This is a genomic window from Corallococcus sp. CA054B (assembly GCF_003611625.1).
GTDB classification, from domain to species: Bacteria; Myxococcota; Myxococcia; order Myxococcales; family Myxococcaceae; genus Corallococcus; species Corallococcus coralloides.
Map to the genome: position 1 here is coordinate 18,515 of NZ_RAVY01000040.1, position 24,073 is coordinate 42,587.

Genomic DNA, 24,073 nt, shown 5'->3' on the forward strand with positions numbered 1-24,073 from the left:
CTCGCATCCAAGCCCAATGCACCCCCGACGACCATGGAACAGCCCTCTTCCAACTGGCTGCTGTCCCGATGGCGGAGGAAATCCGCTCACGTCTGAAAGCCAGACAAATCCAGGCCGATGAGGAAGCGTAAAGCCAGCGGATGCTTCGCGCACGCATCCGTTTCCGCGGACCCTGCTTGCTCAATCCACGTACGCCTCGTCCGCGAACCTTGGCAGCTGCGCTTCAATAGCAACGGGCTGGAGGCCTTCACGGTCTCCAGCCCGTCTCGCTTCAGGTCACGGGGTGTAGAGCTCCGTGGAGGCGAGCCCCAGGCCCGAGCTGTTGGTGCCGCCCACCGCCAGCACCTTGCCCGACGACAGGGGGCTGAGCGTGAAGTGGTTGCGCACCGCCAGCATGCTGGCCGTGGCGCTCCAGGTCCCGGTGGCCGGGTCGTACAGGCTCGCGCTGGACAGGTATTGCGTCGTGCTGCTGCCTCCAATCTTGTTCAGGCCCCCCGCCACCAGGACGGCGCCCGAAGGCAGGACGGCGGCGGCGTGGCCGTGGCGCGGGCTGCTCATCGAGCCCGCGGACGACATCGTGCCCGCGCTGAACGACTCGGCAGCGGAGACCGAGTAGTAGCTGGTGAGCCTGCCGCTGCCGGCCAGTCCACCGATGATCAGCGCATTGCCCGAGGGCAGCAGGAGCGACAGGTGCTCACTGCGGCCCGTGGCGAGGTTTCCCGTCGTGGACCAGGTGCCGGTGGCGGGGTCGTACAGCTCCGCGCTGTCGAGCCGGTACAGGGAGGTGAAGACCATATAGAGGCCGCCGCTGACGAGCACCTGCCCGTTGGCGAGCAGCACGGCGGAGTGGTCCATGCGGCCCGCGGCGAGGCTGCCCGTGGTGGACCAGGTGCCAGTGGCCGGGTCGTACAGCTCGCAGCTGGTCAGGTAGACGCCACCATTGCCACGGCCGCCCGTGACGAGGACCTGTCCCGAGGACAGCAGGGTCGCGGTGAAATTGGTGCGGAGCGTGGCGAGGCTGCCGGTGGCGGTCCACGTCCCCGTGGCCGGGTCGTACAGCTCCGCGGTGGTGGTGCTGCCGAAGGTGCCGCCGATGACGAGCACCTTGCCCGACGACAGCAGGACGGCGACGTGAGCCGAACGAGCCTGCGTCATGCTCCCCGTGGCGGCCCAGGTGTTGGTGGCCGGGTCATAGAGCGCCGCGCTGGAAAGGTAGGTGGTCGTGCCCGGGTCGCCGCCGGCCACCAGCACCTTGCCCGACGGCAGGACGGTGGCGCTGTGGTCGAAGCGGGCCGTGGACATCGGAGCGGCGGAGCTCCAGCTGGCGAGTGCCTGGCGTTCGGTGCCTACCTCGATGGCGGAGGAGGGCCCCGTCGGCGCCGCGTCGTCGGACGGGGCGGGACCGCAGGCCGCGCTGGTGAGCAGGAACACGATGGATGAGAAGGTGGATGCGAAGGAACGCGTCATGGATTGCCCCCGTTTGAAGCGAAGCCCTGCCATGGGGCAGGAAGGTCCTTGTCATGGCAGGGCGTGAATGCCAGCTCATGCGAAGGAGGAAGCCTTTCCACCTCTCGCGGCCGGCGACGCGCATCCTTGTCACTGACAATGGGAAACTTCAAGCACATGCCCACGCATGGGCGCGCACCTTGTGGAGAGCGGTTGAAGGGCGAAGCCGCCCCTTGCAACCGAGGCTGAGCTACGCTGTCAGTTCTTCTCCAGGCCAAGGCCGGAAAGAACCAGCTCGGGACGTACGCGAAATCCGCCGGATCCAGCGTCCCGTTCCGGAGCTGTTCGAGCATCGCCCTGAACCGCGCCGTCATTGCCGGCTCCCCGTCGGGAATGGGCGCCAGGGGAGGCACTGCGAGCGTGGGGTTCACGATGGACAGCTCGTCCCCGAGGAATCGTGAGTAGACGCTGACGAAGCCCTGCCAGCTACCGGTGTGCTGGTGAAGAGGCTTGCCCGCGCGCTCCTTGAGCGCCCAGCCAAAGCCATACGGATAGGAGGCCCCGCTGTTGAGCTTCACGGGCGTCAGGAGCTGCTGCCAGCTCCCCCGGCCCAGGATGCCGCGCTGGTCCACTCTTGGTGCTCCAGGTTCGCGAAGCCGTACCCTTTCGACAGCACGACCCGCCCGTGACTTACGACGCCCACCGCGAGACCGGGCACGCTCTGTCGTCTCTGCTCCGCGCGCACGAAGGCTTCAATCCGTTCGCGCAGCAAATCATGCGCGGCGGCAGGGGCCCCCACCAGCAGGCCCACGAGAAGGACAGCCACGGCTGCAATGGGTTTCAACGGGTTGCGCATGAAGACTCCCGGCGCCCGGAAGAGGGCTTCTCAAGGAGTCCCCGACCCTGCAATCGATGCATCAGGAGTGCCGCAGAGGGCGCAGGGGGTTGGCCGTGCCGCGGTAGAAGACATCCCTCCGGCCGGGACCCCAGCTCGCGACATCAGGCGCGGAGGTCATCTCGCCGCCGAGCCAGTTCCAGCCGGTCCAGCTGGAGCCCGTCCAGGCCCGGTGGTAGCTCTGATGGTCCAGGCCCTGGCCGAACACGTCCAGCTGGCTCCGCCGGACGACGCTTGGTACCGGGCCGCCGTCGAGACCAGCGACGCGGCGCTCTGGAAATCCCTGTAGAGCGCGCTGAACTTCTTCGAGATGGAAAGGCTCGAGGTCCAGCGTTTCTGCGGCCCTTCATGCATGACGCGCAGACCACGTCGGTAACCTACGTCGTCGCGCGGCGACGCATCGCGGGACGCAGGACGCGAACACGCCGTCCGACATCCTGAACTTCGCTAATCGGATGGCCGCCGCCTACGAGATGGTTGACCGCCTTGGGCATGGCGGCACTGCGGCTTGCAGTCCATAGAGCTCCTGGAGCAGGTGCTCGACGGACAGCAGGAGGGCATCCAGGTCTTCGTCCTGGACCGCCACGCTCTCATGAATGGCCTTGTTGCCGTGCTCCACCACGGCGAGCAACCACACCTGGAGCCTGCGGCCGATGAGGCCGCGGCGAAGGAAGGCCTCCAGGTAGCCTCGAAGCGAGGAGGCCTCAGGGGCCTCCGTCTTTCCTGCGGCTTCTACGAGCATCCTCAATCCCGCGACGGACAGGATGTTGAGTCGGTGCTTCACCGCCTCCTGGACCTGTTCCAGGAGGGTGCGGATGGGGGGCGGCAGGTGGTGATGCCACGTGTGCCGGGACGGGATGGGAAATGGGGGCGACGTCACGCTTGCGACTCCTGGATGGAGATGGGCGTGGAAGTACCGTGGTGCCCGGGGCTCTTCAATCCAGCCTCAATTGGATTCCAATTGGAGAAATGGGACGCTTGGGAACGTTCGGGCCAGGAGGCTCCATGGGGTGGCTGAAGGACCAGCGCTGGAAGGGACGCGAAGGCGTTTCCTTCCTGGTGATGGCTCGGTGTCTGCGCGAGGACCCGGAGTGGAGGAAGAACATCGACTTCAGCGAGGACTCGTTGGCGACCTATCTGGGGCAGATGGACCGGGGGATGCGTCCACGGGCGCTGGAGCGCCATCCCATGATGCTTCGCCTGCTGGCGAACTACCTGGAGATGCCCTTGGAGGACGTGGAGGCGGCACTCGAGTCCCCCGAAACGAAGGCTGCCGAGAGTCTCGCGACCTTCGACCTCTGGGACGCGGGGATCCGCCCGTTGGATCTCCGCAAGGACTCCCTGCCTCCGGCCGTGTTCCCACCGGAGGTGCTCGATCCTCGGCAGTGGCCCGTGCTCTGGACGGCTCCCAGGGGTTCCGCACGGACGCTGGTAGGGCGCTGGCTTGCTGTGAGGAAGTCCGTGCACTTCATCCATGCCGAGACATGGGAACAGGCCGTGCTCGAATTGCCGCCCAGAGCCACCCCATGTTTCGTCGCATTGAAGAGCGGAGAGGGGCTGCCGGCTGCAAAAGACCTTCCCTCAGGCTTCCCCATCTGCGTGGCGCTGGATGACACGCCCGTTCAAAAAAGGGAGCCGATAGATGCCTCTGAGGTGGCCTTGCTGGCATTGGGGAGCGCCTCAAGACCGAGTCACCCATGGCGCACGGTGAATTCGGCTCCAGTGGAACAGTGGATTGAACCATTGGTGCATTGGTTGGGCGAACGGCTGCGGAATGAAGCGGGTGATGAGGGACGGCAGTTCAGCCCGTTGGAGTGTATGGCGTGGTTGCGCGCCGAGATCCTGCCTCTCGGCATGATCGACAGTTTTGGAACAGCAGTGGGGTTCATCGGCCTTTATGCCGAGTACCTCTGTAGACCGACGCGACGTGGTGCGACCGGCAAGCGCGGGATTCTGGATCTCTCGCGCATGTTCCTCCGGCGCCGGCTCCAACGCTCCGACGGAACAGGCGCGGTGCCAGCGTTCTCCGACATGGAACGGTTTCTTCATCGCCTGGCTGGCGCACTGCTGACACGAAGTGACCGCTCATGGGAAGAAGGTCAGAGTCTCCAAGACTGGCAGGCACTCGTTCACGAGCCCCCAGGACGCGAGATATTGGCGTGGCTTGAGCAGCCAGCGATTCGTAAGAAGCTGAAGCTGGATGAACGGGCCATTCGTGAGGCATCCAGGGAACTCTCGCCATCTACATTCATGCTGATCCGTGCCCTGCAGCAGACCCAGTTGCTTCGAGAGCAGGCTCCAAACCACCATGTTCTTCGGCCACGATGGGTCTTCGCCGCGCTCCTCCAACAGCAGGCGGACGAACTCCTGAATCAGGCCCCAGTGGAGTGGGGCGAAGTCCTGCTGCGCGGACACGGAGCTTCCATGCTCCTCTCCAGGTTGCGAGAACGCGTTCGCCACGGGGACCTGAATCCGGTGGAGCGGATCATCGAGTCATGGGACCCTGGATCCGCGGCGTGTGTTGCCTCGTTGGAAGGTGCGTTCGTCGTTCTGGGTTGGAGCGTCCTGGCCGGGTGGACGGTCCCTCGGAAGCTGATCGAGGCCGTGTTTCATCTCCAGCGACGCGTGGTGACCGAGTACAATGCGATACCGATGCGCCGCATCGGTTATGATCGCTTTCGGGACGTTGCCCTCTTGCAGTCTGGCGCCTGGTATCTTGCCGCGCATGCGCTTTCGGAGGGGCTGAAGCTTCCTCGGGAACGGGTGCACCCGCTGCTCAATCCGTGGATGGGTGTTGACGGGGATGACAATGCCGCGCACGTGGTTTTCGGTGACGTGGCACGGCTGATTGAAGGAGCGAGCCTGGATGTTGAGATGCGGCTTGCTGCTTGCGCATTGTATGGGCGTCTCCGCGGCCGTATTGGATCCATGGAAAGCCGTGTCAGGCCTGTCAAGTCTCTGCAGTTGTTGGAAGTCATCGTGTGTGGGGTGGAAAAGGATGACTTGGATTGGCGAGAGATGGATATCCGTTGGATGGCTGATGCCTACCTTCCTCTGCTGCGTCCGTATGCCGAACGCCAGGGCTGGGCATGGCCTCGGTTCGTCCGAGGAATCTGGAAGACATGGCTCGCGGGAAAGGTGCGCGCGCATGAACTCATGAATGTGGACAGCACATGGGGAAAGGACATTCTTGAATTCATTCCCCCCGAAGCATTCCTGGAGCCGGAATTGATGATGAAGCTGACGCAATCAGGCATGCCGCATGACCGGTTCGGGCCAGCGCAATGGGATGCTTTCTTGCAATACTGGAAACGAGCACATCACGACACCTTTACCAATCCGGGGGACATGGTGCCGTGGCGCCGTATGCCCTCGGGTGTTCGGCGTCAGGCCCTCTTGGAGGATGTCCTGTCTGCTCGGGACGAACCCCTGAGAGCCGAACTCTGGAAGGTGGACTTGGAGACCTTGCGGGGCGCATTGGAGACGTTGCTCCAGGAAGGCAGGTGGGACTCCGCGTGGCCAGTGGTCGTCACCGCGCCGCCAGAGGAGACGGAGACCGTCGTGAGGCTGCTTCAGGACTCCGCTCCGCGAGCCGCGGGTTCAAGGACGCAATTGCTCCGCTGGCTGAGCATTCGTATCGCCAATCGGGTTTCTGGCTGGGAGTCGGCATGGCAGTTGCTCGTCCAGCTGACTCCAGAAGCAAGGCTCCCGGATTGATGCAGGGCTTATTGCACTTGTTTGCGAATCGCCGACGCTTCTGGCGGACGGGATATGCTCCGCCGCATGATCTCCGGTGCGCGCAGTCCTCGAGGAGTACGTGGGCGTCGACCACAGCTGTCGCGAGACACCGTGGTTCAGACCGCCGTCGCGCTCGTCCGGGAACAAGGGTTGCGACAGCTCTCCATGCGGACGCTGGCCGAACGGCTCCGGGTCACGCCCATGGCGCTCTACAAGCACGTCGCGAACCGGGATGCGCTCGTGCTCCTGTGCGCCGAGGCCATCCTCCAGACCCTGGTGGTGCCCGCGGAGCAACAGGATCCGGTGGCGTGGCTCCGGCTGCTCGCGAGCCGTCTGCGCGCCGTGGGGCTGGCGCACCCGGGGCTGATGGAGTTCCTGCTGGAGCAAGGCCCTGTCGTCCACACGGCGCTCGTCATCCTCGACCGGACCGTGAGCGGACTTCACGCCGCCGGCATCTCATGGAAGGAGGCGGGGGCGCTGCACAACACGTTCTTCTCCTGGCTGGCCGGAGCCATCCGCCGGCAGGAGCCATGGGACGTGGGTCCACCAGGGACGCCGCCGCCGTTCGAGCGGTTCTTCGAGGCAGCCCAGGCGCTTCCCGCCAGGGACTACCCGGGGCTTGCCCACAGCGTGCCGCACATGCGGGCCACCGACGTGGAGCGGGAGTTCGAGCAGAGCCTCGGCTTCATGCTGGAGGGCATCCAGCGGCGCATCGACGCACGGCAGGCCCCCTCGCGGAAGCGCCCCCGCCGTCGCCAGCGCTGAGTGGGCGCCGCGTCACGCGTCCTTCGTGCCGCCAGCGCCTCCCATGTCCCAGTGCGCGGAGAGGTCCGCCCGTTCGCCCAGGAGTGCGTCCGGTCCTCCCACCCGGGCGAGCACCGCGTCGCGGGCCTCAATGACCCGGCGCCGGACCGTGGCCAGGTCCACGTCCACCAGGGCGCCCTGGAACTTCGCCCACCGTCCGCGCACCATCACCGATTCGACGTTGCCCGCATGCGCCTGGAGCACCACCGCGTCGCGGGGACGGTTGAGCGGCGTCAGGTTCAGCGCATCGGCGGTGAGGACGATGAGGTCCGCGTCCTTGCCCGGCCGCAGCGAGCCCGTCACGCGTCCCAGCCCCAGCGCCTCCGCGGCTTCGAGCGTCACCATCGGCAGCATGCGAGCGGCCTTGAGCGCGAGCACCCGGGACAGCCCGTCCTTCTCATGGGCCCGGGCCCGCTCCACCTGGAGGGCCAGCCGCATCGCGGTGAACAGGTCCCCGCCGTTGCTGGAGACGACGTCGCAGCCGAGCGTCGTCCGGACCCCCGCGCGCAGCGCGCGTCCGGTGATGGGGAAGCCCATGCCCATCTGAAGCTCCGTCTCCGGCGTCACCGCGACGGCACCGCCGCTGTCGGCGATGCGCCGCAGGTCCTCGTCGGAGCTCCACGTGCAGTGGACGAAGAGCACGTCCGGACCGAGCAGGCCTTCGTCCGCCATCCGCAGCACTTCGCTCGGGCCTGACACGGGCCACGCGGAGCAGTGGGCGGTGATGGGGACGCCCAGCTCGCGCGCGGAGAGGATTTCCGCCCGGCTCTGCTCCCACGGCACCTGCATCTCGGTCAGCGCGACGCCCATGCGGACCCGCCCGCTGTCGGAGGCCAGCCGGGTGGAGCGCAGGCGTCGGGCGTCCTGCCTCCGGCTCGCGGGGGTCGGCAGCGCGGTGCTCTCCTGGGGACCCGCCGCGTACCCGTAGGCGAAGAGGGCCCGGATGCCAGAGTCCTCCAGCGCCGTGAGCGCGGCGTCCGCGTGCGCGGGGGACTCCACGCAATGCGAATAGTCCACGAGCGTGGTGATGCCCGCGTCCAGGGCCTCCAGCGCCCCGGCCAGGTTGGCGGCATGCAGGTCTTCCGGCTGGAACGCGGGCGACAGCTTCACGCGCACCGCCGCCAGGTAGTCCATCACCGTCCAGTCCGCCCCCAGGGCGCGCAGCGGCGTCTGCCACGTGTGCCGGTGCGCATCGATGAGGCCGGGCAGGAGCAGCTTCCCGCGCAGGTCGATGACGCGACAGTCCCCGGCGTGCACCTGGGGACCCATCGCGACGATGCGCCCATCCTCCACCAGGACGTCACCTCGCGGCAGGTCCGCCTGTTCGGGGTCGCAGGTGATGATCTCCGCCCCACGCAGCAGCCATCGGTCGCCCATGCGGTGCTCCTCCTGTCAGGCCCAGCGGGTATACAGTGTATACCCACTGGGCCCGGGAAGGCTTCAGGAGGGATGGCGGTGGCGGGTTACTGGCAGGTGATGCCGGGGAGGCCGCGGTAGGCGCCCTGCGCGGTCCACCGCGTGTAGGGCGTTCCGCAGGAGCCCGCGTAGGGGTCATCCGTGCCGTAGCCGGGGACCCAGTATTCGAAGTGCAGGTGCGGGCCGGTGGATGCGCCGGACGAGCCCACCCGGGCGATCCAGTTTCCGCAGGCGAGGGTCGTGCCCCGTGCGAACTGCTGGGTGTATGCCTTCAGGTGCCAGTACTTGGTCTGCGTGTTGTCCGGGTGCCGCATGATGATGTAGTTGGCCGTGTAGAGGCCGCAGGCGGCGTAGGGGTTGGCCTGGTCCCAGTAGTTGCACCGGTCGAAATAGCCATCCACGGACGCTTCGACGTAGCCCCGGGCCGCGTTCATGGCCCAGACGCCGTAGTCCATCTTGCTGAACCCGCCGACCAGCGCGTAGTCGATGCCCGTGTGGCCGCTGTAGCGCACGCCGCCGCAGGCGTAGTCCCGGCCGCCGTAGTCCTTGTACGCGCTCACCACGCAACCGCCGTTGCCGCACTGATCCGCGAGCTGTGAGGCGGGAAAGCGGAACATCGTCTGGGCGGAAGACACCGCCGGGAAGGCCAGCAGCGCGAAGGCCAGCGCAAGGGTCAGGGACTTCACGGCGCACCTCCCACATCCGGAGCCGCGTGGCCGGTGCGCACATTGAGCTTCCAGAACGCACCGCCGCCGGCGTTGTAGCGAAGCACGTCCTCGTTCAGCCACTCCATGTGGTGGGTGGAGACGGGCGGGGGCACGAACTCCTTGGGTGGGCCTCCGAACAGCATCCAGTTCTCCAGGCCGACGTTGGTGAGCTGCCGGGCTGGCGCGCCCTCCACGTTCGTCACGTAGAACGACGCCACGCTGGTCCGGCCGGACACGAACACCACGGTCCTGCCATCAGGGGAGATGCTGGGCGTCGCGTCCACGCCGGGGCCGTCCGCCAGGACCTTCACGCGGCCCTGGAGGTCGATGATGCCCACGGCGGTTTCATGCGGGCCTTCGCTGTTCATCAGCAGCGTGGCCACCAGCGCGTCTCCCTTCGCCGTGGGGAACAGGTCCCCGCCCACGCCCCGCGCGAGCAGCCGGTCCTGGCCATGGGCGTCGCGCACGCGCAGGGTGCCGTCACCTTCCAGCAGCGCCACGTCCGTCCCCACCGAGCGGGCTTCGCGGTACTTGAACTCGCGGGCCACCACGCGCACCGCGCCAGTGGATTCGTCGTACCGGACGATGGCCAGCAGGGGCAGCTCGTCCGTGCCCAGCGGCTCCGCGGGAATCTCCGCGACGACGCCCGCCAGCATTCCCTGGCCCTGGCCGAAGAGGTGGATGAACCGGGCCTTGGGGCCGAACTCCTTCGCGACGGCGGGGACCAGGGACTCACGCGCCTTGGTGACACGGCGCAGATCCGCCGAATTCAGGCGGTCCGCCGCCAGGGCACTGGTGGTCGCAAGCGTCATCACTGTGAGTGTCAGGAATTGTTTTCGCATCTCGCTCCAGGGGAGAGGGAAACAGCGGGGGAGGATGTGTCGCCAAGGTTTTCTCGCGCCCCGTGAATGAGTTGCTTTGAAAGTGGTTATTCAGGTAATTCTTGAAAATTACATGCTTGTCGTCTGTTCGCCCCACGCGGGTGGGGCTTGCTGCTTCGTCTCCTCCGGCATGTAGATGGCTACCGGCCTGGCCGTCGGGCTCAGGTACATGGCCATGTGCCAGTCGGTCACGAACCCCAGGAAAGGTGCGCCCGTGAAGCAGCCTTCAGCCCCTCGATTCGAACTCTTTCGTGAGGCCGTTCGTGACACCGGTGCGCCAGGGGCAGGCCGGCCCGTCGTCGAGCGGTGCGAGCTCGTGCCCCCAGCGGGAGTGGCTCCCCTCTCCGTGAAGCTGGCCTTTCTTCCGTACTTCCATGAAGAGAAGCCCACGACGACGCTGGGCGCGTACTTCGAGGCGCAGTCCAAGGGATTCGACTTCCTGCGGAGGGCGTTCTTCCCGCTGAGCCTCGACGGCTACAACCGTCATGACGAGGCCGAGCGGCGCTCGTTCACCACGCTTCTCGAAGCCGCGTCTCCGCGCTCGCACGTCGTCGTCGCCTGGAAGGATGCGCGGCAATGGTTCGTTGATGAGATCTTCTACCGTCTGGAAGGCGTGGATGGCTGGTCGCGTGGCGAATGGACCGAAGTGGTTGAGGGGTCGCTCGCGGACTTCATCCGCTTCTCTCCATTGATCCAGTCAGAGCTGGCGGTGGGACGGTCATTGTCCGCGGACGCCTATCCGGCGGACGACGTTGTGCTTGAGCTGTCAAAGTCCCCGGGGATGCCCAACACGAGGCACTTCAATCTAAAGGTCTTCGCGGATGGCCGCTTCGAGGTGAGTCGTCCCCGAGAACACGACTCGCGAGGCTTTGACGTCCATCGGCTCACGACGCTGCTCATCGCGGCCAGCCGGCTCCCGGCGGAGCGCGGTCCGTCGATTCCGCGGCCCTTCATGCATGACGCGCAGACCCGGTCGCTCACGTGGGGCGTCGCGGGGCGACGCATCCGAGTGACGCTGGACGCGGACACGTCGCCCGACATCCTGAACTTCGCCAACCGGATGGCCGCCGCCTACGACGTGGAGCTCTGAGCGAGCGGCTCCTCTCTGGCGAGACCGCCTCGGTGCTCCCGCGGATTTGAGCGACAATGGCGGACATGGCGGCCCGCCTTGCGTCCTTGGTTTGTCTCCTCGCTGCATTGCCCGCCGCCGCCAACGTGGCCGCCTCCACGCGGACGCCGGCGACCCTCACCCTGTCGTCGGGGACCGCGCGCACGCGCTCGGAGGTGCTCAGCGAGAAGCTGGACTTCGATTGCGTGGAGGCGGAGCAGGAGGCGGTCTGCCGCTTCGAGGCGCGCTACCGGCTGCGCAACGGGACCTCCGAGGCGGAGGTCATCGATGCTGCCTTCCTGGGGCTCCGTACACGCGAGGTCCGCGTGGGATTCGACGAAGAGCCTCTCCCGGTGACAGAGGGGCAGGCGGACTCGATGGGCCCCTCACCGGTGGAGCGCTTCGGCTTCACCCTCACGCTTCCGCCCGGGCGGGAAGGGGAGCTGTGGGTGCGCGGCGTGATGCAGCTCGAGCAGCGCTTCCTGCCCTCGGGGTACGTGTGGCCCGCGGTCCAGTCGCGCCACGCACTGCTGTCCCCTGGACCGGCGCGGGCCACGCACTGGGACATCGACTATCTGCTGGGGCCCATCCGGACCTGGGCGGGCAACCCCACGCTCCACGTCACGGTGCGTGTCCCTTCCGCGTGGGAGGTGGGCAGCAGCCCGGACGCATCCGCGCGCACGTTGCCAGTGGCCACGGGCTGGCGGCTGCGGCACGAGGGCGAGCATGGGGTGGCGGAGCGGAGCCTCACGGCGGAGAGCGCGCCCGAGTGGCTCAACATCACGCTGACGAAGCCCCAGCCGTGGTGGATTCCGGGCGGTGTGCAGCTGGGCCTGGGCGCGCGGCTCGGGGACGGTTCCCGCTTCATGGCGCGGCTCGGCTACCAGCTCGCCGCGCCCGAGTCCTTCCTGCATTCGTTCTCGGTGGAGACGGACTTTCGGGAGCAGCTCGTCCTCACGCCGCTCACGCAGTATGCGACGCCCCAGGTCGTCATCATCCCGAGCTTCGGGCTCGGCCTGGGTGTGCCGGTGCAGGTGCTCCCTGAAGCCAGGCCAGGCCTGCGGCTCCTCGCGGACCTGCACTTCGGTCCGCTGGGGGCCGTGCTCAGCTGGGACCACTATCCGGCGCTGTGGGAGGGCACGGACTCCTTCTCGCGGCTCATCCTCCTGTTCCAGGTAGGGCTGTAGCGCCGCGCCGCCGCTCAGGAGCCCGCGAGCCGCTCCGCGCAGGCGTTCCTCTGGTACGGCAGCCCGGCCTTCCGGAACCACTGCCCGGGATTGCCGAACGTCGGATCCCAGAGGTCCGCGTTCGCGACCAGCTCTGAGAGGAAGCGCCGCTGCGCGTCCGTCCGCACCTGTCCATCTCCCGCCGGGAAGGCCGCGGCCAGCAGCGGGCCCCACTCCATGTCAACGCAGTGCTTCGCCGTGATGCGCGCCAGGGTGACGGCCACGGGGAGGAGCCGGTCGAAGTCCTTCACGCGCTCGAGCAGGCGCTCCAGCACGTAGAAGCGGGGGCGCAGCTCGAATGGGGGCGGGCGCTCCTGGAACCAGTCGTCCATCTGGGCGGCGTGGTGCGCCAGTGCTTGGAGCAGCTCCCGGGTCGCGGCCTCGTTCGTCGCCAGACCCTTCGCCATCGCGGCGCAGACGCGCACCGCCGGAGAGGCGTCCTCCAGGAACGCCGAGGGCGCTGCTCCCAGCTCGCCCAGCATGAGCACCAGCGTGGAGCGCTCGTCGGTGTTCGTGGTGGCCCGGGCCATGGTGGTCAGGCGCAGCGCGAGCGCCTGCCGCTGTGCGTCTCCGAACGCCTCCGGCGCCCGGGCGAGCTGGGCCGCGGTCGTCGCGGCCTGGGCGCGGACGCCGGAGTCCGGGTGGTCGAGGCTGGCGAGCACCGGCTCGACGAGGAGCGGCACGGCCCCGGCACACCCGAGGAAGGCCGTGGCGTAGAAGGCGTTGACGGCCTCCTCGTCCTCGTAGAGGGCTTCGTCGTCGCCAGCGGCGAGGAGCGGCGCCAGGTCGTAGCGGGCCATGTGTTCCAGTTCCTGCCTGGACGCCCACAGGTTTCCGACGGCCTCGACGACGCCCGCGAGGAACTCGAGTACGCGCATCCGGAGCCGGGGGCCCCCGGAGTCGAGCCGGGGCTCCGCGAGCCACCCCGCGAGGACACACGCCACCGGGCCCGTCGCGGTACAGAGCGTGCCCTGGTGGAGGATGGCGGAGTCCAGGTAGGACAGCGCCGCGCTCCGGGACGCTTCATCGCCTTCGACCAGCGCGCGCAGGTGGCCGGGAGCGTCCGTGGCGCGGCCATAGGCGTGAAGCAGGCGGGACCAGTCAGTCGCTTCGAGGGCGGAGAGACCCGTGAGCATGCGCGGGACTGTAGCGCCTTCAGGCGAAGCGCACGGCGCTGGCCCCGCGCTCACTTCCCGGTGGGCACGCCCAGCTTCCCGAGCACCTTCACCGCATTGGCATTCCCCGCGTCCAGCGCGAGGGACTTCTTGTAGCTCGCGATGGCCTCTTCCTTCTGTCCCAGTTGGAGCTGTGCCTCGCCCAGGCTGTCGTAGGCATTCGCATCCGTCGGGAAGAGCTTCACGTTCGCTTCGAACACCCGCACCGCCTCCGCGCCCTTGCCGTCTCCCAGCAACCGGTAGCCGAGCTGGGTCAGGTCTCCCGATTCCAGGCCCTTCATGCCCTCGCGATGTTTCGCGGTGTACCAGGCGAGCGCGGTGTCGACGCCCTTGAGCCGCATGAGCACGTCCACCTGGGCGGACGGCGACACGGGCTCGGGCTTGAACGCGGTCCAGGCATACTCAGCCTCCACGCTGGCGATGATGCGGTCGAAGAGGAGGAAGCCGTTATCGGAGTTGGCCATGACGACCACTCCGCTGCCCGTGTCACCCAAGGCCATGAACGCGGCCTGGAAACCTTCGTCCGCGCCTCCGTGCCAGAAGCGGCTGGTGCCGGGCTTCACCTGGAAGCCCAGCCCGAACCGCTCCGATTGCAGCGTCAGCATCTGCTTCGTCATCGCTTGCGACAGCACGCGCTTGGACTTCCCCGTACTCGCGCTGGACACCTCGAGGGCGACCCGCGCGAGGTCGGACGGCGTGGTCCACAGTCCGGCCGCGGCCATCTCCGGGTACACGTGCCAGCGGCCCGCGACGCTCTTCCCGCTGGCGTACGTCCCGGTCGCCGTCCTGGCGGCGAGGGCCGGAGGCAGGGGCTGTTCGTAGGAGCTGCTGCTCATCCCGAGCGGCTTCAGCACCGTTTCCCGCATGACCTGGGGGAACGGCTTCTGGAGCTGATCCACCATCATCAGCTGGACGATGGACGTGCCACCGCCGCTGTAGCGCGTCTTCGTACCGGGGACGAGGTCGACGCGCACCGGAGAGGTGTTCGCGGGCGCCGCGCCCTCCAGCACCTGCACCAGTGTGGGCACGGGCGCGTCGACGGCGTACCCGGGGAAGCCATGCACGGTCGTCCCCGCGCTGTGGCTGAGCAGCCGGCGCAGGGTGACCTTCTGCTCCTTCGTGAAGTCGTTCTCGGGGACCTTCCACGAGCGCAGCCTGTCGTTGATGTTCTCGTCGAGCGACCATTTGCCGGCCTCGACGAAGTGCAGCGCGGCCAGGGCCGTCACCGGCTTGCTGATGGAGCCCGCCTGGAACAGCGTCTCCAGGGTGACGGGGTCGGAGCCCCCCGCCTCCCTCACGCCATAGGTCCTGGCCCAGACGATGGAGTGCTTATCGAAGACGGCGATGCTCAGCCCGGGGATCCGGTACAGCTCCATCCACTGAGGGAGCGTCAGGCTCTGGGGTTTCTCGCCTTCGATGACGACCGGGGCCAGGCCCGCCTCCACACGCGCCGCGCGGGCCGCCTGCGCAGGGCTGGCCAACCACTGCGTGGCGGGCTTCTTCGTCCCCTCCGCCGCGAGGGCCGCACCTCCAGGGCTGAACAGGATGGCCGCGAGCACGAGGCGGGACAGGGAGCGGCGCATGGGTTCACCAAAGGATGGGGGTGGTGGGACGCGAAGTGTACGCCAGCCCCTCCGTTCGATTGCCGGCCCGGGACGTCCCGGGTGACGAAGGCGGCCGGAAAAAGCGAAGGGCCCGGAACCTTTCGATTCCGGGCCCTTCTCAGTGGCGAGGAGTACGGGACTTGAACCCGTGGCCTCCGGCGTGACAGGCCGGCGTTCTAACCAACTGAACTAACTCCCCACAAAACGCTCATGGGCGGAACAGGCACTGAACCTGCGCCCATGTGCGGACGTCGCTCTACCGCTGATCAAAGGAGGAGTACAAGCGAAATGAGAGCCCTCGGTCTTCTACTCCCTCGTCGAGACGGCAGGTGGAAAGCGCGTCGATGGATTCGACGCGCGATTCCAGCCGGTCAGGGTGCCGGCGGCGCGGGAGCCCTGAAGTCCACAACGGTGCCACCGGCTCCCGCGGCCACGATGCGAGTGGGTGATGGGCCATCCAGGGAGAACAGCGGGGTTGTCCCCGAGTATGCAGTGGTCCACGTGGAGCCATTGTAGAAGAGGATGTTCCCTTCACTGGTGGCGACGTAGATGCCCTTCTCACTGAAGGCAAGGACGTCCCGGATGGCGGCCTTCGTTGCTCCGTTGGATTCGAAGGCGGTAGGCAGGGAGGTCCAGACGCCTCCACTCCTCTTGAGGACCAGTCCATTCTCGCCTGCCGCGTAGGCGAAGCGGCCATCCGTGACATGGATGCCCTTGAGGAATCCGTCGAAGGCTCCGCCCTGGAGGTCCGGCAGCCACGAGGAACTTGCCGTGTCATAGCGGTAGGCAACTGCCCTGTTGCTTTCATCGCCGCCCACGGCCAGCAATGAGCCCTCGGCCCCGGCGCTCGCGATCGCACGAAGGTTGACGGGAACATTGCCGAACTCAGTAAGGTTCACGATGGTCGGGTTGTAGGGCTCTCTCCATTTGAAGATCTTGCCATTGCTCGCGACCGCATAGACCGTGGCGCCGACACCGAACTGCTCGATACCCGTGATGCCATACAACGTCGTCACAGGCGCTGATCCGGGCACGGTGGACGTGAAACAATCCGGATCGGAGTTGGGGAGCCGGGTCGTTATCTTTCCTGAATCCCCGACGGCGAAGACGCGCCCGTCCGCGGCCGCCCATACGGCCTTCCAGTCCGCCTGGCAGGAAGCATTGGTATACGGCGTCGCCGTGCCGCTCGTGCCGGTCGTGCTGTCGAAATGGACGAGCTTGTCCTTGCCGACCAGCCACGCCTTCCGCCCTTCGTCATAAAGGGCAATGGCCGTCAGGCTCCCGGTTCCTCCAACTCCCGTGTTAGTCGTCCAGGTGAGGGGGGCGCACCCCTCGTCCACGGTACCGGAGCAGTTGTTGTCCAGCCGGTCGCAGGCCTCCGCCAACCCATTCCGGACGTAGGTTGAGCTCTCATCGCAGTCCTCGGATTGGGTCACAGCGCCAACCACGGGTGCCTCACAGCTCACCCCCGCGTCCTGCCCCTTGGAACCGTCACCGTCGCCATCCACGTACCAGGCCACCGGATTCTCACTCGGGAGTCGCACACAGGTCGTCTGGCTCGGGGTAGAGGAGCACGCGATCTTGCCCGCGCACATGAGCTCATCCTTGCAATCGCTGTCGACGCCGAAGTCCTCGTCGCTCATGCCATTGCAGTTGTCATCCTTGCCATCGCAGCGGAACTCCGCCCGATCCGGCCGGACCTGCGCGTCGCTGTCGTTGCAGTCGCCGCTAACAGTCACGGTCATAGCAGGCTGGGTGCAGGACTCCACCTGGGTGCTTCCGAAGCCGTCCCCATCCGCATCCACGAACCAGACCTTCTTGTCGTTCGCGTCCGACTCCCCGAGGGTGCAGTTGTCATCTATTCCGTTGCACACCTCCGTGGCGCTGGGGTTCACGGTGAAGTCCGTGTCATTGCAGTCCGTGCCGCTGACGACACCTTCCGCGTCGGTGCTGCTGAAGTAGCCGTCCCCATCCGCGTCGATGGCCCTCACGGTGAAGTCCACGTCCCGCGTGCCTTCCTCGGGAACCTGCGCCTTCATCTCCTGCGGGCTGCCCACCGCGGGCCCCGAACAGTCGAACTCACGCAACTGCGTCGTCACGCTCAGCGCGCGGCCCCAGGTCTTCTTCCCGAACACCGCCACCGACACGGTGCCAGGCGTCTTGCCGGGGATCGCCACGGAGAGGCTGCTCGTGTTCCTCACGTTGTCCGAGTCCGTGGCGGTCACCGTGACGCATCCGCGCGTGAAGCCGCTGTAGCCGATGGTGACGTTCAGCGCTCCGCCCGTCCAATCGCCCATGCTCCCATCGGCGTCGCCGCACCGTTCAGGGAACTGGTTACACAGCTTCGCCTTTTCCTGGTCGAAGTCGGCACAGGCCATGCTCGCGAGCACGAACATGACCAGCGCAGCCCGCAGTGAAAGCACGTTCACGGCCACCTCCCATACACAAGCGCCGACCGTCCATCCGTCCCCATCTGCATGGCGAGGCTCTTCTCCGGAGCACCGACCAGATACATGCCCGTCGCCAATCCCAGCCCCAAGACACCTGCTCCCAGCAGGCCCACGCCCACGGTTTGCAGTGTTCGCCCCCGCGACGCGGCCCGGTCAATGTCCTCGAAGTTCGCGAGGGACGGGTTCGCGTTGCGAAGCTTTGACAGCTCCCCACGCGACAGGGCCCAGGAAATCCCGCCCGCGACGGTGAGCGCGCCGCCGGCGATCGCGGGGATATAGGCCTTGGAGCGCAAGGAACTCGTCCGCGTCTCCTGCGTCACCTGGAGCGGGGGCGCGATGGGCGCCGACGCCGTCCCGACGCTGGACGGGGACGCGATTCGCGGCGGTGGGGACGGCGGAGGCCCTTCACGCGGTGCATCCGTCGCCTGGCGCGGCGCGGGCGAGGGCTTGGGGCCGCCACGACGCGTCTGTTGTGTGCTTTTCACGGCCTTCCGCAGCGACTCGAACTGGCCCGACACCTTGGGAGACACCTTTACGGGGAGCTGTGCGTCTGGCCGCACGAACAGGGCGGCCATGAAGGCAGCGGAGGCCTCCTCCGTCCGGCTCAACTCCGCCATGAGCAGGCCTTCCCAGATTGAAAGCTCGACTTCGTCGTCCGGTCCGCTCGCCTGCCGCCGCGCCGTGGCGAGCTGGCCGAGGGCACTTTCAAACTCGAGCTCCTCGTAGAGGCTGGCGATGGCCTCCAGATGGCGCTTCACCTCGCTGCTTGGAGCCGCCAGCCCGACGGACGGCAGGATGACGAGAAAGACCCAGCACAGGGGCAGCCCCAATGCCTGAGATGAACGCATGAATTCCTCCCGGAATTGGGAGGCTCCTAACATGGGGAGCATGGGAGGGGAAATGAGAGCCGTCCACTCGCCCTCCCAGCCCTTTTTCGCTGACTAAGGAGCGGGCAACGGCTGCCAGTACGGATCCGGCCAGACGAAGGGGTTTCCACCCTGGCTCGCGGTCGCGTTGCCGAAGAATCGCTGGCAGCCCTCGATGTTCTCGGGGCGCCCCAGCATCGTCCAGAAGCTAGGGCAGACGTCCCTGGGGACTCGCGTGCGGCAGTCCTCCATCGTCCGCTCCCCCGCGCCAGGCTGCGCGTAATAGGCGCTCACGAAGTCCCACGCGATGCGCTGGAGGGCCTGCACCGTCGCCGCGTTCTGGCCAGAGGGCACCTGGGCGCCTTCGGGCGACTGCCGGAACACGGCCGCATGGTGGACCGAGGCCATGTAATACGACCCCAGGGACGTCAGGTGGACGTTGTCGCTGAAGAGCACGTTGAGCTTCTGCGAGGTCGAACCGCTGATGCCGGGCACCTCGTTCGCGATGACCCGCTCCACCAGATGGACCAGCGCCGCGCTCCCTGGGAGCGACACCACGCGGGCCGGCCGGCCTTCGGCCTGCAACGTGAGGTTCACCTTGGATGAAACACATTCCCAGGCAACCCGGGCGTTCGTCTCGTACTCAATCCACTGGGACGGGTCGGACTTATTGATGTCCAGCCATGTATGGTAGAAGTATGTGACGGATTGGGGATTCCCGGCGACCATCCGGTCATGGAAGTGTCGCAGCTGACCGATGGTGTCCTCCCATTGGACGGGGCCCAGGATGTCATGCCGCTCGGTGACAAGGAGGGTGTCGTACTTCTCCCCCGGGCCCAGCGTCTGGGGGGACAGCAGCTCCTGGATGACGTTCATGCTGTCGCCCACGCGGTTCTTGCCCGAGCGGTAGCCCTGCCAATTGCCACTGCCCCAGGTCCGTGCGCGGAGGGGTGAACCAATCACGATCTGCTGGTTCCAGTTGAAGTCCTTGCCTCGACTCCTGGCGATGTCGTCGAAGTGATCGGGCATCGGGTTGTCGAGCAGGCTGTGGCCGGAGAAGAAGACCCGGGCGCTCGTGATGGGAGACGTCCCCGCATCGGGACTGCCGGCATCCGGGACACCCGCGTCACCAGTCCCGGCGTCCGGCAGCGTCCCGGCGTCGTCCAGGGGACGTACACCCGAGTCCGGAGGGCCTTCCGCGGGAACGTCCTGGCCGAGCTGGCCCGTACATGCCAGCCAGAGGGAGACCGCCAGGAACGCGCACGGCTTCAGTCTTGATGTGGTCACGGTTCAGAGCATAGGCGGAATGGAAGCCCCTGCACGGAGCTCAATCCGCCGCCCGCTTGCGGCGCCGGGACATGATGCGGCTCAGTCCCACCTCGGTGATGCCGAGGTAGGCCGCCACGTCGCGCTGGGGAATCCGTCCCTTCAGGTGGGGATGCTCCTCCCAGAAGGTCACGAGCCGCTCCTCCGCGGACAGCTCCAGGAACTCCTGCTCACGACGCTCCTTGAGAAGGAAGTGCTGCTCCGCCACCCGGCGCGCCAGCCGCTCCCAGCAAACATGGCCCTGCTCCAGCGCCTGGAAGTCCCGCGTCTGGAACACCAGCACGCGGCTCGGCTCCAGCGCCTCAATCGCGGTCATTGAAGGCCGGCGCTGCAACATCTCCGCGTAGGCGCCAATCAGCTCTCCCTCGGCGCGGAAGGCCTTGATGGACTCGCCGCCGCGTGGCGACACGCGCACGCCCCGGAAGACACCCTGAAGCACCACGGCGAACCGGTCCGCCGCATCCCCCGGACGCATGAAGAGCTCCCGCTTCGCGAGCGATTGCTCCTTCGCCAGGGTCTCGGCCTTCGCCCACTCCTCGGGAGGAAGCGGGGCCAGCGTGGCGAGGCGCTCGAAGAGCTTGGGGAATCTCACGTCTCTTAAGGACCCTGGCTTGACCTGGGTTAAGGCGCAGGCCGCTCTGGGAACCATATACCGGCGGCATGTCCATCAACGTCTATGCCGTGGCGACGCCCTTCGTCATCGTCCTGGCCCTGACCGAGTTCGCCTGGTGCGTGGCGCGGCGCAACGGCTACTACAGCTTCCAGGACTCCATCGCGAGCATGGGCACGGCGGTGATGAACCAGTGCGTCAACGTCGCGGTGGCCCTGCTGGTGCTGCCCCTCTTCACGCAGCTGGGCCAGTTCGCGCCGTGGCGGCTGGACGCATCCTCGCCGCTGTCGCTGGTGGCGCTCTTCCTGGGAGTCGACTTCCTCTTCTACTGGTTCCACCGCTTCGGGCACCGCACCAACATCGGCTGGGCGGCCCACTCGCCGCACCATTCCACCGAGGAGCTCAACTACGCGGTGGCCTTGCGCGCGAGCGTGACGCAGCGGCTCTTCTCGTTCCTCTTCTACTGGCCGCTGGTGCTGGTGGGCTTTCCGCCGGAGGCGGTGCTGGCGATGGTGGCCTTCCACCTGGTTCTCCAGTTCATCCCCCATACGCGGGTCATCCCCAAGCTCCCGCGGTGGGTGGAGTCGTGGCTGAACACGCCGTCGCACCACCGCGTGCACCACGCGCGCAATGACGCGTACATCGACAAGAACTACGCGGGCTTCCTCATCATCTGGGACCGGATGTTCGGCACCTACGAGGAGGAGACGGAGCCGTGCTCCTATGGCCTGACGACCCCGGCGAACACCTGGGACCCGACGGCCATCAACTTCCAGCAATGGGCCCGGCTCTTCGCGGACGCCGTCGCCACGAAGAGTCACTGGGACCGGCTGCGCCTCTGGGTGATGCCCACGGGCTGGCGGCCCGCGGACCTTCCTCCTCGCGCGTTGGGCTACTGGAAGCAGGAGGGCGCGGAGGTGAAGTACCACTCGCGGGAGCTGCCGGGCGTGCGGGGGTACCTCGTCTTCCAGTTGTTCGCGTCGATGCCGTTCATGCTCCTCGTGAGCCACCATGCCTCGCCGCTGTCGGGCTGGCAGAAGGTCGTGTTGAGCCTGCTGCTCTGGGCGATGGCGACCGCCTGGAGCGGGATGCTGGAGTCGAAGGCGTGGAGTGAGCCCTTGGAGCTCGCCCGGGTGCTCGCGATGGGCGTGGCGGTGACGCTGTGGCTGGTCTGGGCGAGCGCGCCCCTGGCCTGGAGCGCGCTCGCGGCGGCGTGGCTGATGGTCTCGCTGGTGTGGCTGCGCGTGGCGCGGGGGACCGCCAGCCGGAGGCCCCAGTCGACTCCCCATCCAGGCTGAGTCGGCTGGGGACCGGGTCCCTCGCTCAGAGCAACTGCACGTTGCCGCCGAGCGAGGCGATGTACTTCGTCCCGCCCGAGTGCACGACCGTCGCTCCGAAGAAGGAGCGGATCGCGCTGCCGGTGGGCACGACGAGCGAGTAGGGCTTCGCGCCAGACACGTTCGCCATCGTCCCGTAGGGGCCGTAGGTCTTGCCCCGCGCGGTCTTGAAGGTGACCTGCGCGATCTGCGTCATGCCGAAGTACGTGCCCGTGTAGCCCGTCATCGACACGATTCCGTCGTCCGTGAGGTCAATCGTGGATGCGTTCCCGCCAGGGCCTCCCTGGTAGGGCGCGGCATTGGTGCCATAGCTCGGCTGGATGGCGTCGATGATGTCTCCCGAGCGCACCAGGAGGCTCGTCATGGGGCCCCAGCCGCTGACCGTCGGCAGGTTGTCCCAGGCGGTTCCCGGCCCGCCCTCGGGCCCGATGGGGCCGTAGGGCATGCCCGTGTTGAACCAGTTCAGGATGAGCTGGAGCTTGATGGCGGACAGGTCGCGGCTCACCGGCATGTGCAGCGGCTGGCCGATGTCCAGGCCGAGCACCCGCGCGATCTTCTCCCGGTTGCTGATGACACCGTCATAGGTCCACAGCTGGAAGCGGCCCATGATGGGATAGAGCATGCCGTACTGCCGCAGGATCTCTCCAATGCCATTGCTCCACGTCGGCGTGCCGGTGATGGGCGTCTGCTGGTAGATCTGCACGCTGACCAGGTCGTTGGGATCCTGCTTGTAGTCCGCGACCGTGGGGCTGAAGGTGTACTGGGTGAAGTAGACCTGCCCGTCCACGTAGTCCCGGGGATTGCCGGGATCCGTGCCGGTGAGGGTGACGGTGGCCTTGCCTCCCGTGACGCTCGCGACGTCCGGGGAGAGCTTCAGCTTGCCCTCGGGCGTCGAGATGTTCGACGCGCTGATGCCGTTGGTGCCCCCCGTGCCCAGGGTGCTCAGGGTGTATTTGGCCGCGTCGCTCGGGCTCATGGTGCTCAGGCCCACCTTCAAGCCCTCCGTCCCCTCGATGCGGCCGAACTTGCGCACGTAGAGGTTGAGGGTGTTGGTCTCACCGAGCCGGAAGGTGGGCGTGGTCTGCATGCCCGGGTTCATGCGGTAGATGAACTGGTCCGCGCGAAGGCTCAAGCCCTGGGAGTTCTCCTCCAGCAGGGTCAGCGTCCCGGTGCTGGTCGTGCTCCGGATCGCGAGCGGAAGGTTCGCGAGGCTGTTGGGGTCGACACCGCCAAAGTCGGTGACGACCAGCATCCCGGACTGCTTGTCGATGAAGTCGGGGTTGCTGTAGTCAATCGACGGGACAATGGGGACGTACGTCTTCGAGTCGCCAGAGCCCGTGTAGTAGGCGAGCGACAGCGTCCCCAATGCGTCCGACCAGATTGGACGCCCCGGCAGCGGGACCGGCAGCGAATTGGCCAGGTCGAGCGTCAGCGAAGGCGTGGAACCCGAGAGGTTCAACTGCGCCGGAGCCCACCAGCCGCTCGCCTTCGCGTCCTTGTTCGAAACCTTGGCCAGGGTCCGTGCCGGCACGGCGAAGGTGGGCTCGTCATCCAGGCACGGTCCGACGGAGCCAACGAGCTTGCCGTAGTTGAAGTCATAGTACGGCTGCTCGTTGGTTCCGTACTTGAGCCACGGCTGGTAGGGCTGTTGGGTCGCCGCCAGGATGGTGGGACCGTACTGTTGCGCCGCACTCTGGCCCAGCAACTGTTCGAGCAGGGAGCTGAGATACATCTGCGTGGGGATGTAGCCCCGCCCCGGAGCCACCGGGTTGCCGTCTCCGTCCACGTTCATCACGTAGGTCTGGAGGATCGTGAGCTTGTCCAGGATGGCTGGGGGGACCCCCTGGGCCTGCATTGCCTGGACGGTGGCGGGGGTGAAGGCGAAGAGCTGCGGGGCGTTGTTGTGGGCGCTGACCACCAGGCGGATGGACAGCCGGTTCGGTGACGCCTTCTGCAGCGCCTGGAGGACCGCCGAATCGCCGGTGTTCCACTTCAGGTTCGTGAGCGTCGTCTGGTAGACGGCGGAGCCGCTCGCGGAGCTCAGGGGCGTATTGGGGCCCTGCGAGTTCATCCAGATGCCGTTGAAGGCGACCGGCGTGAAGACGCCCTGGACATAGGCGCCGCCGAGGTCACCAATCAGGACGGTGAAGCCCCAGATCTCACTGCCGTTCTGCTGCATGGGATCCAGGTCCACCATCTTGGGCGGAGACCCCGTGTACAGGGCGCTCACCCCGGTGCCCACCAGGGAGTCGCTTCCGCCGCCGGGCAGCTCGACGGTGGTCACCTTGCAGTTGAGCAGGTCGAAGATGCTGTCGCCCTTGGGCTCCCAGTAGAGCTCGATGTTCTGGGGATTGAGCGAGTCCGCGTCGTAGTTCGCCGGGTTGTAGTTGTTGGGCGTGTTGTTGATGGTGGACGGCGATGCCTGGAACGAACCGGAGAAGTTGATGCGAGGCGTATCAAGGTAGCTCATGGAGGTCTCCTCGG

19 protein-coding genes and 1 tRNA gene are annotated in these 24,073 nt (G+C 67.0%); 5 read left to right on the plus strand and 15 right to left on the minus strand.

From position 1 onward, the window contains the following. Positions 1-276: 276 nt before the first annotated feature. From D7V80_RS12955 to D7V80_RS12965, 4 genes are all read right to left on the minus strand, one after another. The gene (locus D7V80_RS12955) at positions 277-1,467 is read right to left on the minus strand and encodes a kelch repeat-containing protein (protein ID WP_158616619.1); all 1,191 of its coding nucleotides are present in this window, start codon (positions 1,465-1,467) and stop codon (positions 277-279) included. Beyond that, positions 1,464-2,024: a hypothetical protein gene (locus D7V80_RS42715; protein ID WP_233585295.1), complete on the minus strand. Its 561-nt coding sequence runs from the start codon at positions 2,022-2,024 to the stop codon at positions 1,464-1,466. Before D7V80_RS42715 ends, D7V80_RS12955 begins: the two co-directional genes overlap by 4 nt. A 5-nt stretch (positions 2,025-2,029) precedes the next feature. Further along, entirely contained in the window at positions 2,030-2,302 is a 273-nt protein-coding gene (locus D7V80_RS42720) for a serine hydrolase (protein WP_233585296.1), read from the minus strand. 505 nt (positions 2,303-2,807) lie between these two features. Next, complete coding sequence (locus D7V80_RS12965; RefSeq protein WP_120588449.1) at positions 2,808-3,221, minus strand: DUF4145 domain-containing protein; 414 nt, start codon at positions 3,219-3,221, stop codon at positions 2,808-2,810. A 125-nt stretch (positions 3,222-3,346) separates the two neighbouring features. On the opposite strand from D7V80_RS12965, the gene D7V80_RS12970 reads away from it, so the two are divergent. Both D7V80_RS12970 and D7V80_RS12975 read left to right on the plus strand, forming a co-directional pair. Further along, positions 3,347-6,058 carry a hypothetical protein gene (locus D7V80_RS12970; RefSeq protein WP_120588450.1) on the plus strand — a complete coding sequence of 904 codons (2,712 nt, stop codon included), beginning with the start codon at positions 3,347-3,349 and terminating at the stop codon, positions 6,056-6,058. A 66-nt stretch (positions 6,059-6,124) separates the two neighbouring features. Continuing rightward, positions 6,125-6,844 (plus strand): TetR/AcrR family transcriptional regulator, encoded by a 720-nt coding sequence (locus D7V80_RS12975; RefSeq protein ID WP_255417637.1) that lies wholly within the window; start codon positions 6,125-6,127, stop codon positions 6,842-6,844. A 12-nt stretch (positions 6,845-6,856) separates the two neighbouring features. On the opposite strand, the gene D7V80_RS12980 is transcribed toward D7V80_RS12975, so the two are convergent. The 3 genes from D7V80_RS12980 to D7V80_RS12990 form a co-directional block, all read right to left on the minus strand. After that, positions 6,857-8,260 (minus strand): amidohydrolase family protein, encoded by a 1,404-nt coding sequence (locus tag D7V80_RS12980; protein ID WP_120588452.1) that lies wholly within the window; start codon positions 8,258-8,260, stop codon positions 6,857-6,859. An 86-nt stretch (positions 8,261-8,346) separates the two neighbouring features. Then, on the minus strand, positions 8,347-8,985 hold the full coding sequence (locus D7V80_RS12985) for a M23 family metallopeptidase (protein WP_014399663.1): 639 nt from the start codon (positions 8,983-8,985) through the stop codon (positions 8,347-8,349). Beyond that, on the minus strand, positions 8,982-9,818 hold the full coding sequence (locus D7V80_RS12990; RefSeq protein ID WP_233585297.1) for a hypothetical protein: 837 nt from the start codon (positions 9,816-9,818) through the stop codon (positions 8,982-8,984). Before D7V80_RS12990 ends, D7V80_RS12985 begins: the two co-directional genes overlap by 4 nt. A 415-nt stretch (positions 9,819-10,233) precedes the next feature. On the opposite strand from D7V80_RS12990, the gene D7V80_RS12995 reads away from it, so the two are divergent. After that, positions 10,234-10,977, plus strand: coding sequence for a hypothetical protein (locus tag D7V80_RS12995; protein ID WP_147447086.1), 744 nt, complete (start codon positions 10,234-10,236; stop codon positions 10,975-10,977). Positions 10,978-11,042: 65 nt separating this feature from the next. After that, complete coding sequence (locus D7V80_RS13000; RefSeq protein ID WP_233585298.1) at positions 11,043-12,182, plus strand: hypothetical protein; 1,140 nt, start codon at positions 11,043-11,045, stop codon at positions 12,180-12,182. Positions 12,183-12,196: 14 nt separating this feature from the next. On the opposite strand, the gene D7V80_RS13005 is transcribed toward D7V80_RS13000, so the two are convergent. The 7 genes from D7V80_RS13005 to D7V80_RS13035 form a co-directional block, all read right to left on the minus strand. Next, a complete protein-coding gene (locus D7V80_RS13005; protein WP_120588455.1) occupies positions 12,197-13,357 on the minus strand; it encodes a hypothetical protein in 1,161 nt (386 codons plus the stop codon). Positions 13,358-13,407: 50 nt separating this feature from the next. After that, on the minus strand, positions 13,408-14,979 hold the full coding sequence (locus D7V80_RS13010; protein WP_120588456.1) for a serine hydrolase domain-containing protein: 1,572 nt from the start codon (positions 14,977-14,979) through the stop codon (positions 13,408-13,410). A gap of 143 nt (positions 14,980-15,122) precedes the next feature. Further along, positions 15,123-15,199 (minus strand) — tRNA-Asp (locus D7V80_RS13015). Positions 15,200-15,371: 172 nt separating this feature from the next. Beyond that, positions 15,372-17,429 (minus strand): putative metal-binding motif-containing protein, encoded by a 2,058-nt coding sequence (locus tag D7V80_RS13020; RefSeq protein ID WP_120588473.1) that lies wholly within the window; start codon positions 17,427-17,429, stop codon positions 15,372-15,374. After that, positions 17,426-18,298 carry a hypothetical protein gene (locus D7V80_RS13025; RefSeq protein WP_147447087.1) on the minus strand — a complete coding sequence of 291 codons (873 nt, stop codon included), beginning with the start codon at positions 18,296-18,298 and terminating at the stop codon, positions 17,426-17,428. The genes D7V80_RS13020 and D7V80_RS13025 overlap by 4 nt, the downstream gene beginning before the upstream one ends. A 93-nt stretch (positions 18,299-18,391) precedes the next feature. Continuing rightward, a complete protein-coding gene (locus tag D7V80_RS13030) occupies positions 18,392-19,603 on the minus strand; it encodes a hypothetical protein (RefSeq protein WP_233585300.1) in 1,212 nt (403 codons plus the stop codon). A gap of 40 nt (positions 19,604-19,643) precedes the next feature. Further along, positions 19,644-20,234 carry a Crp/Fnr family transcriptional regulator gene (locus tag D7V80_RS13035; RefSeq protein WP_120588458.1) on the minus strand — a complete coding sequence of 197 codons (591 nt, stop codon included), beginning with the start codon at positions 20,232-20,234 and terminating at the stop codon, positions 19,644-19,646. A gap of 68 nt (positions 20,235-20,302) precedes the next feature. Between D7V80_RS13035 and D7V80_RS13040 the strand changes: the two genes are divergently transcribed. After that, entirely contained in the window at positions 20,303-21,550 is a 1,248-nt protein-coding gene (locus tag D7V80_RS13040) for a sterol desaturase family protein (protein ID WP_120588459.1), read from the plus strand. A 25-nt stretch (positions 21,551-21,575) separates the two neighbouring features. On the opposite strand, the gene D7V80_RS13045 is transcribed toward D7V80_RS13040, so the two are convergent. Further along, the gene (locus D7V80_RS13045; RefSeq protein WP_120588460.1) at positions 21,576-24,059 is read right to left on the minus strand and encodes a hypothetical protein; all 2,484 of its coding nucleotides are present in this window, start codon (positions 24,057-24,059) and stop codon (positions 21,576-21,578) included. Positions 24,060-24,073: the final 14 nt, after the last annotated feature.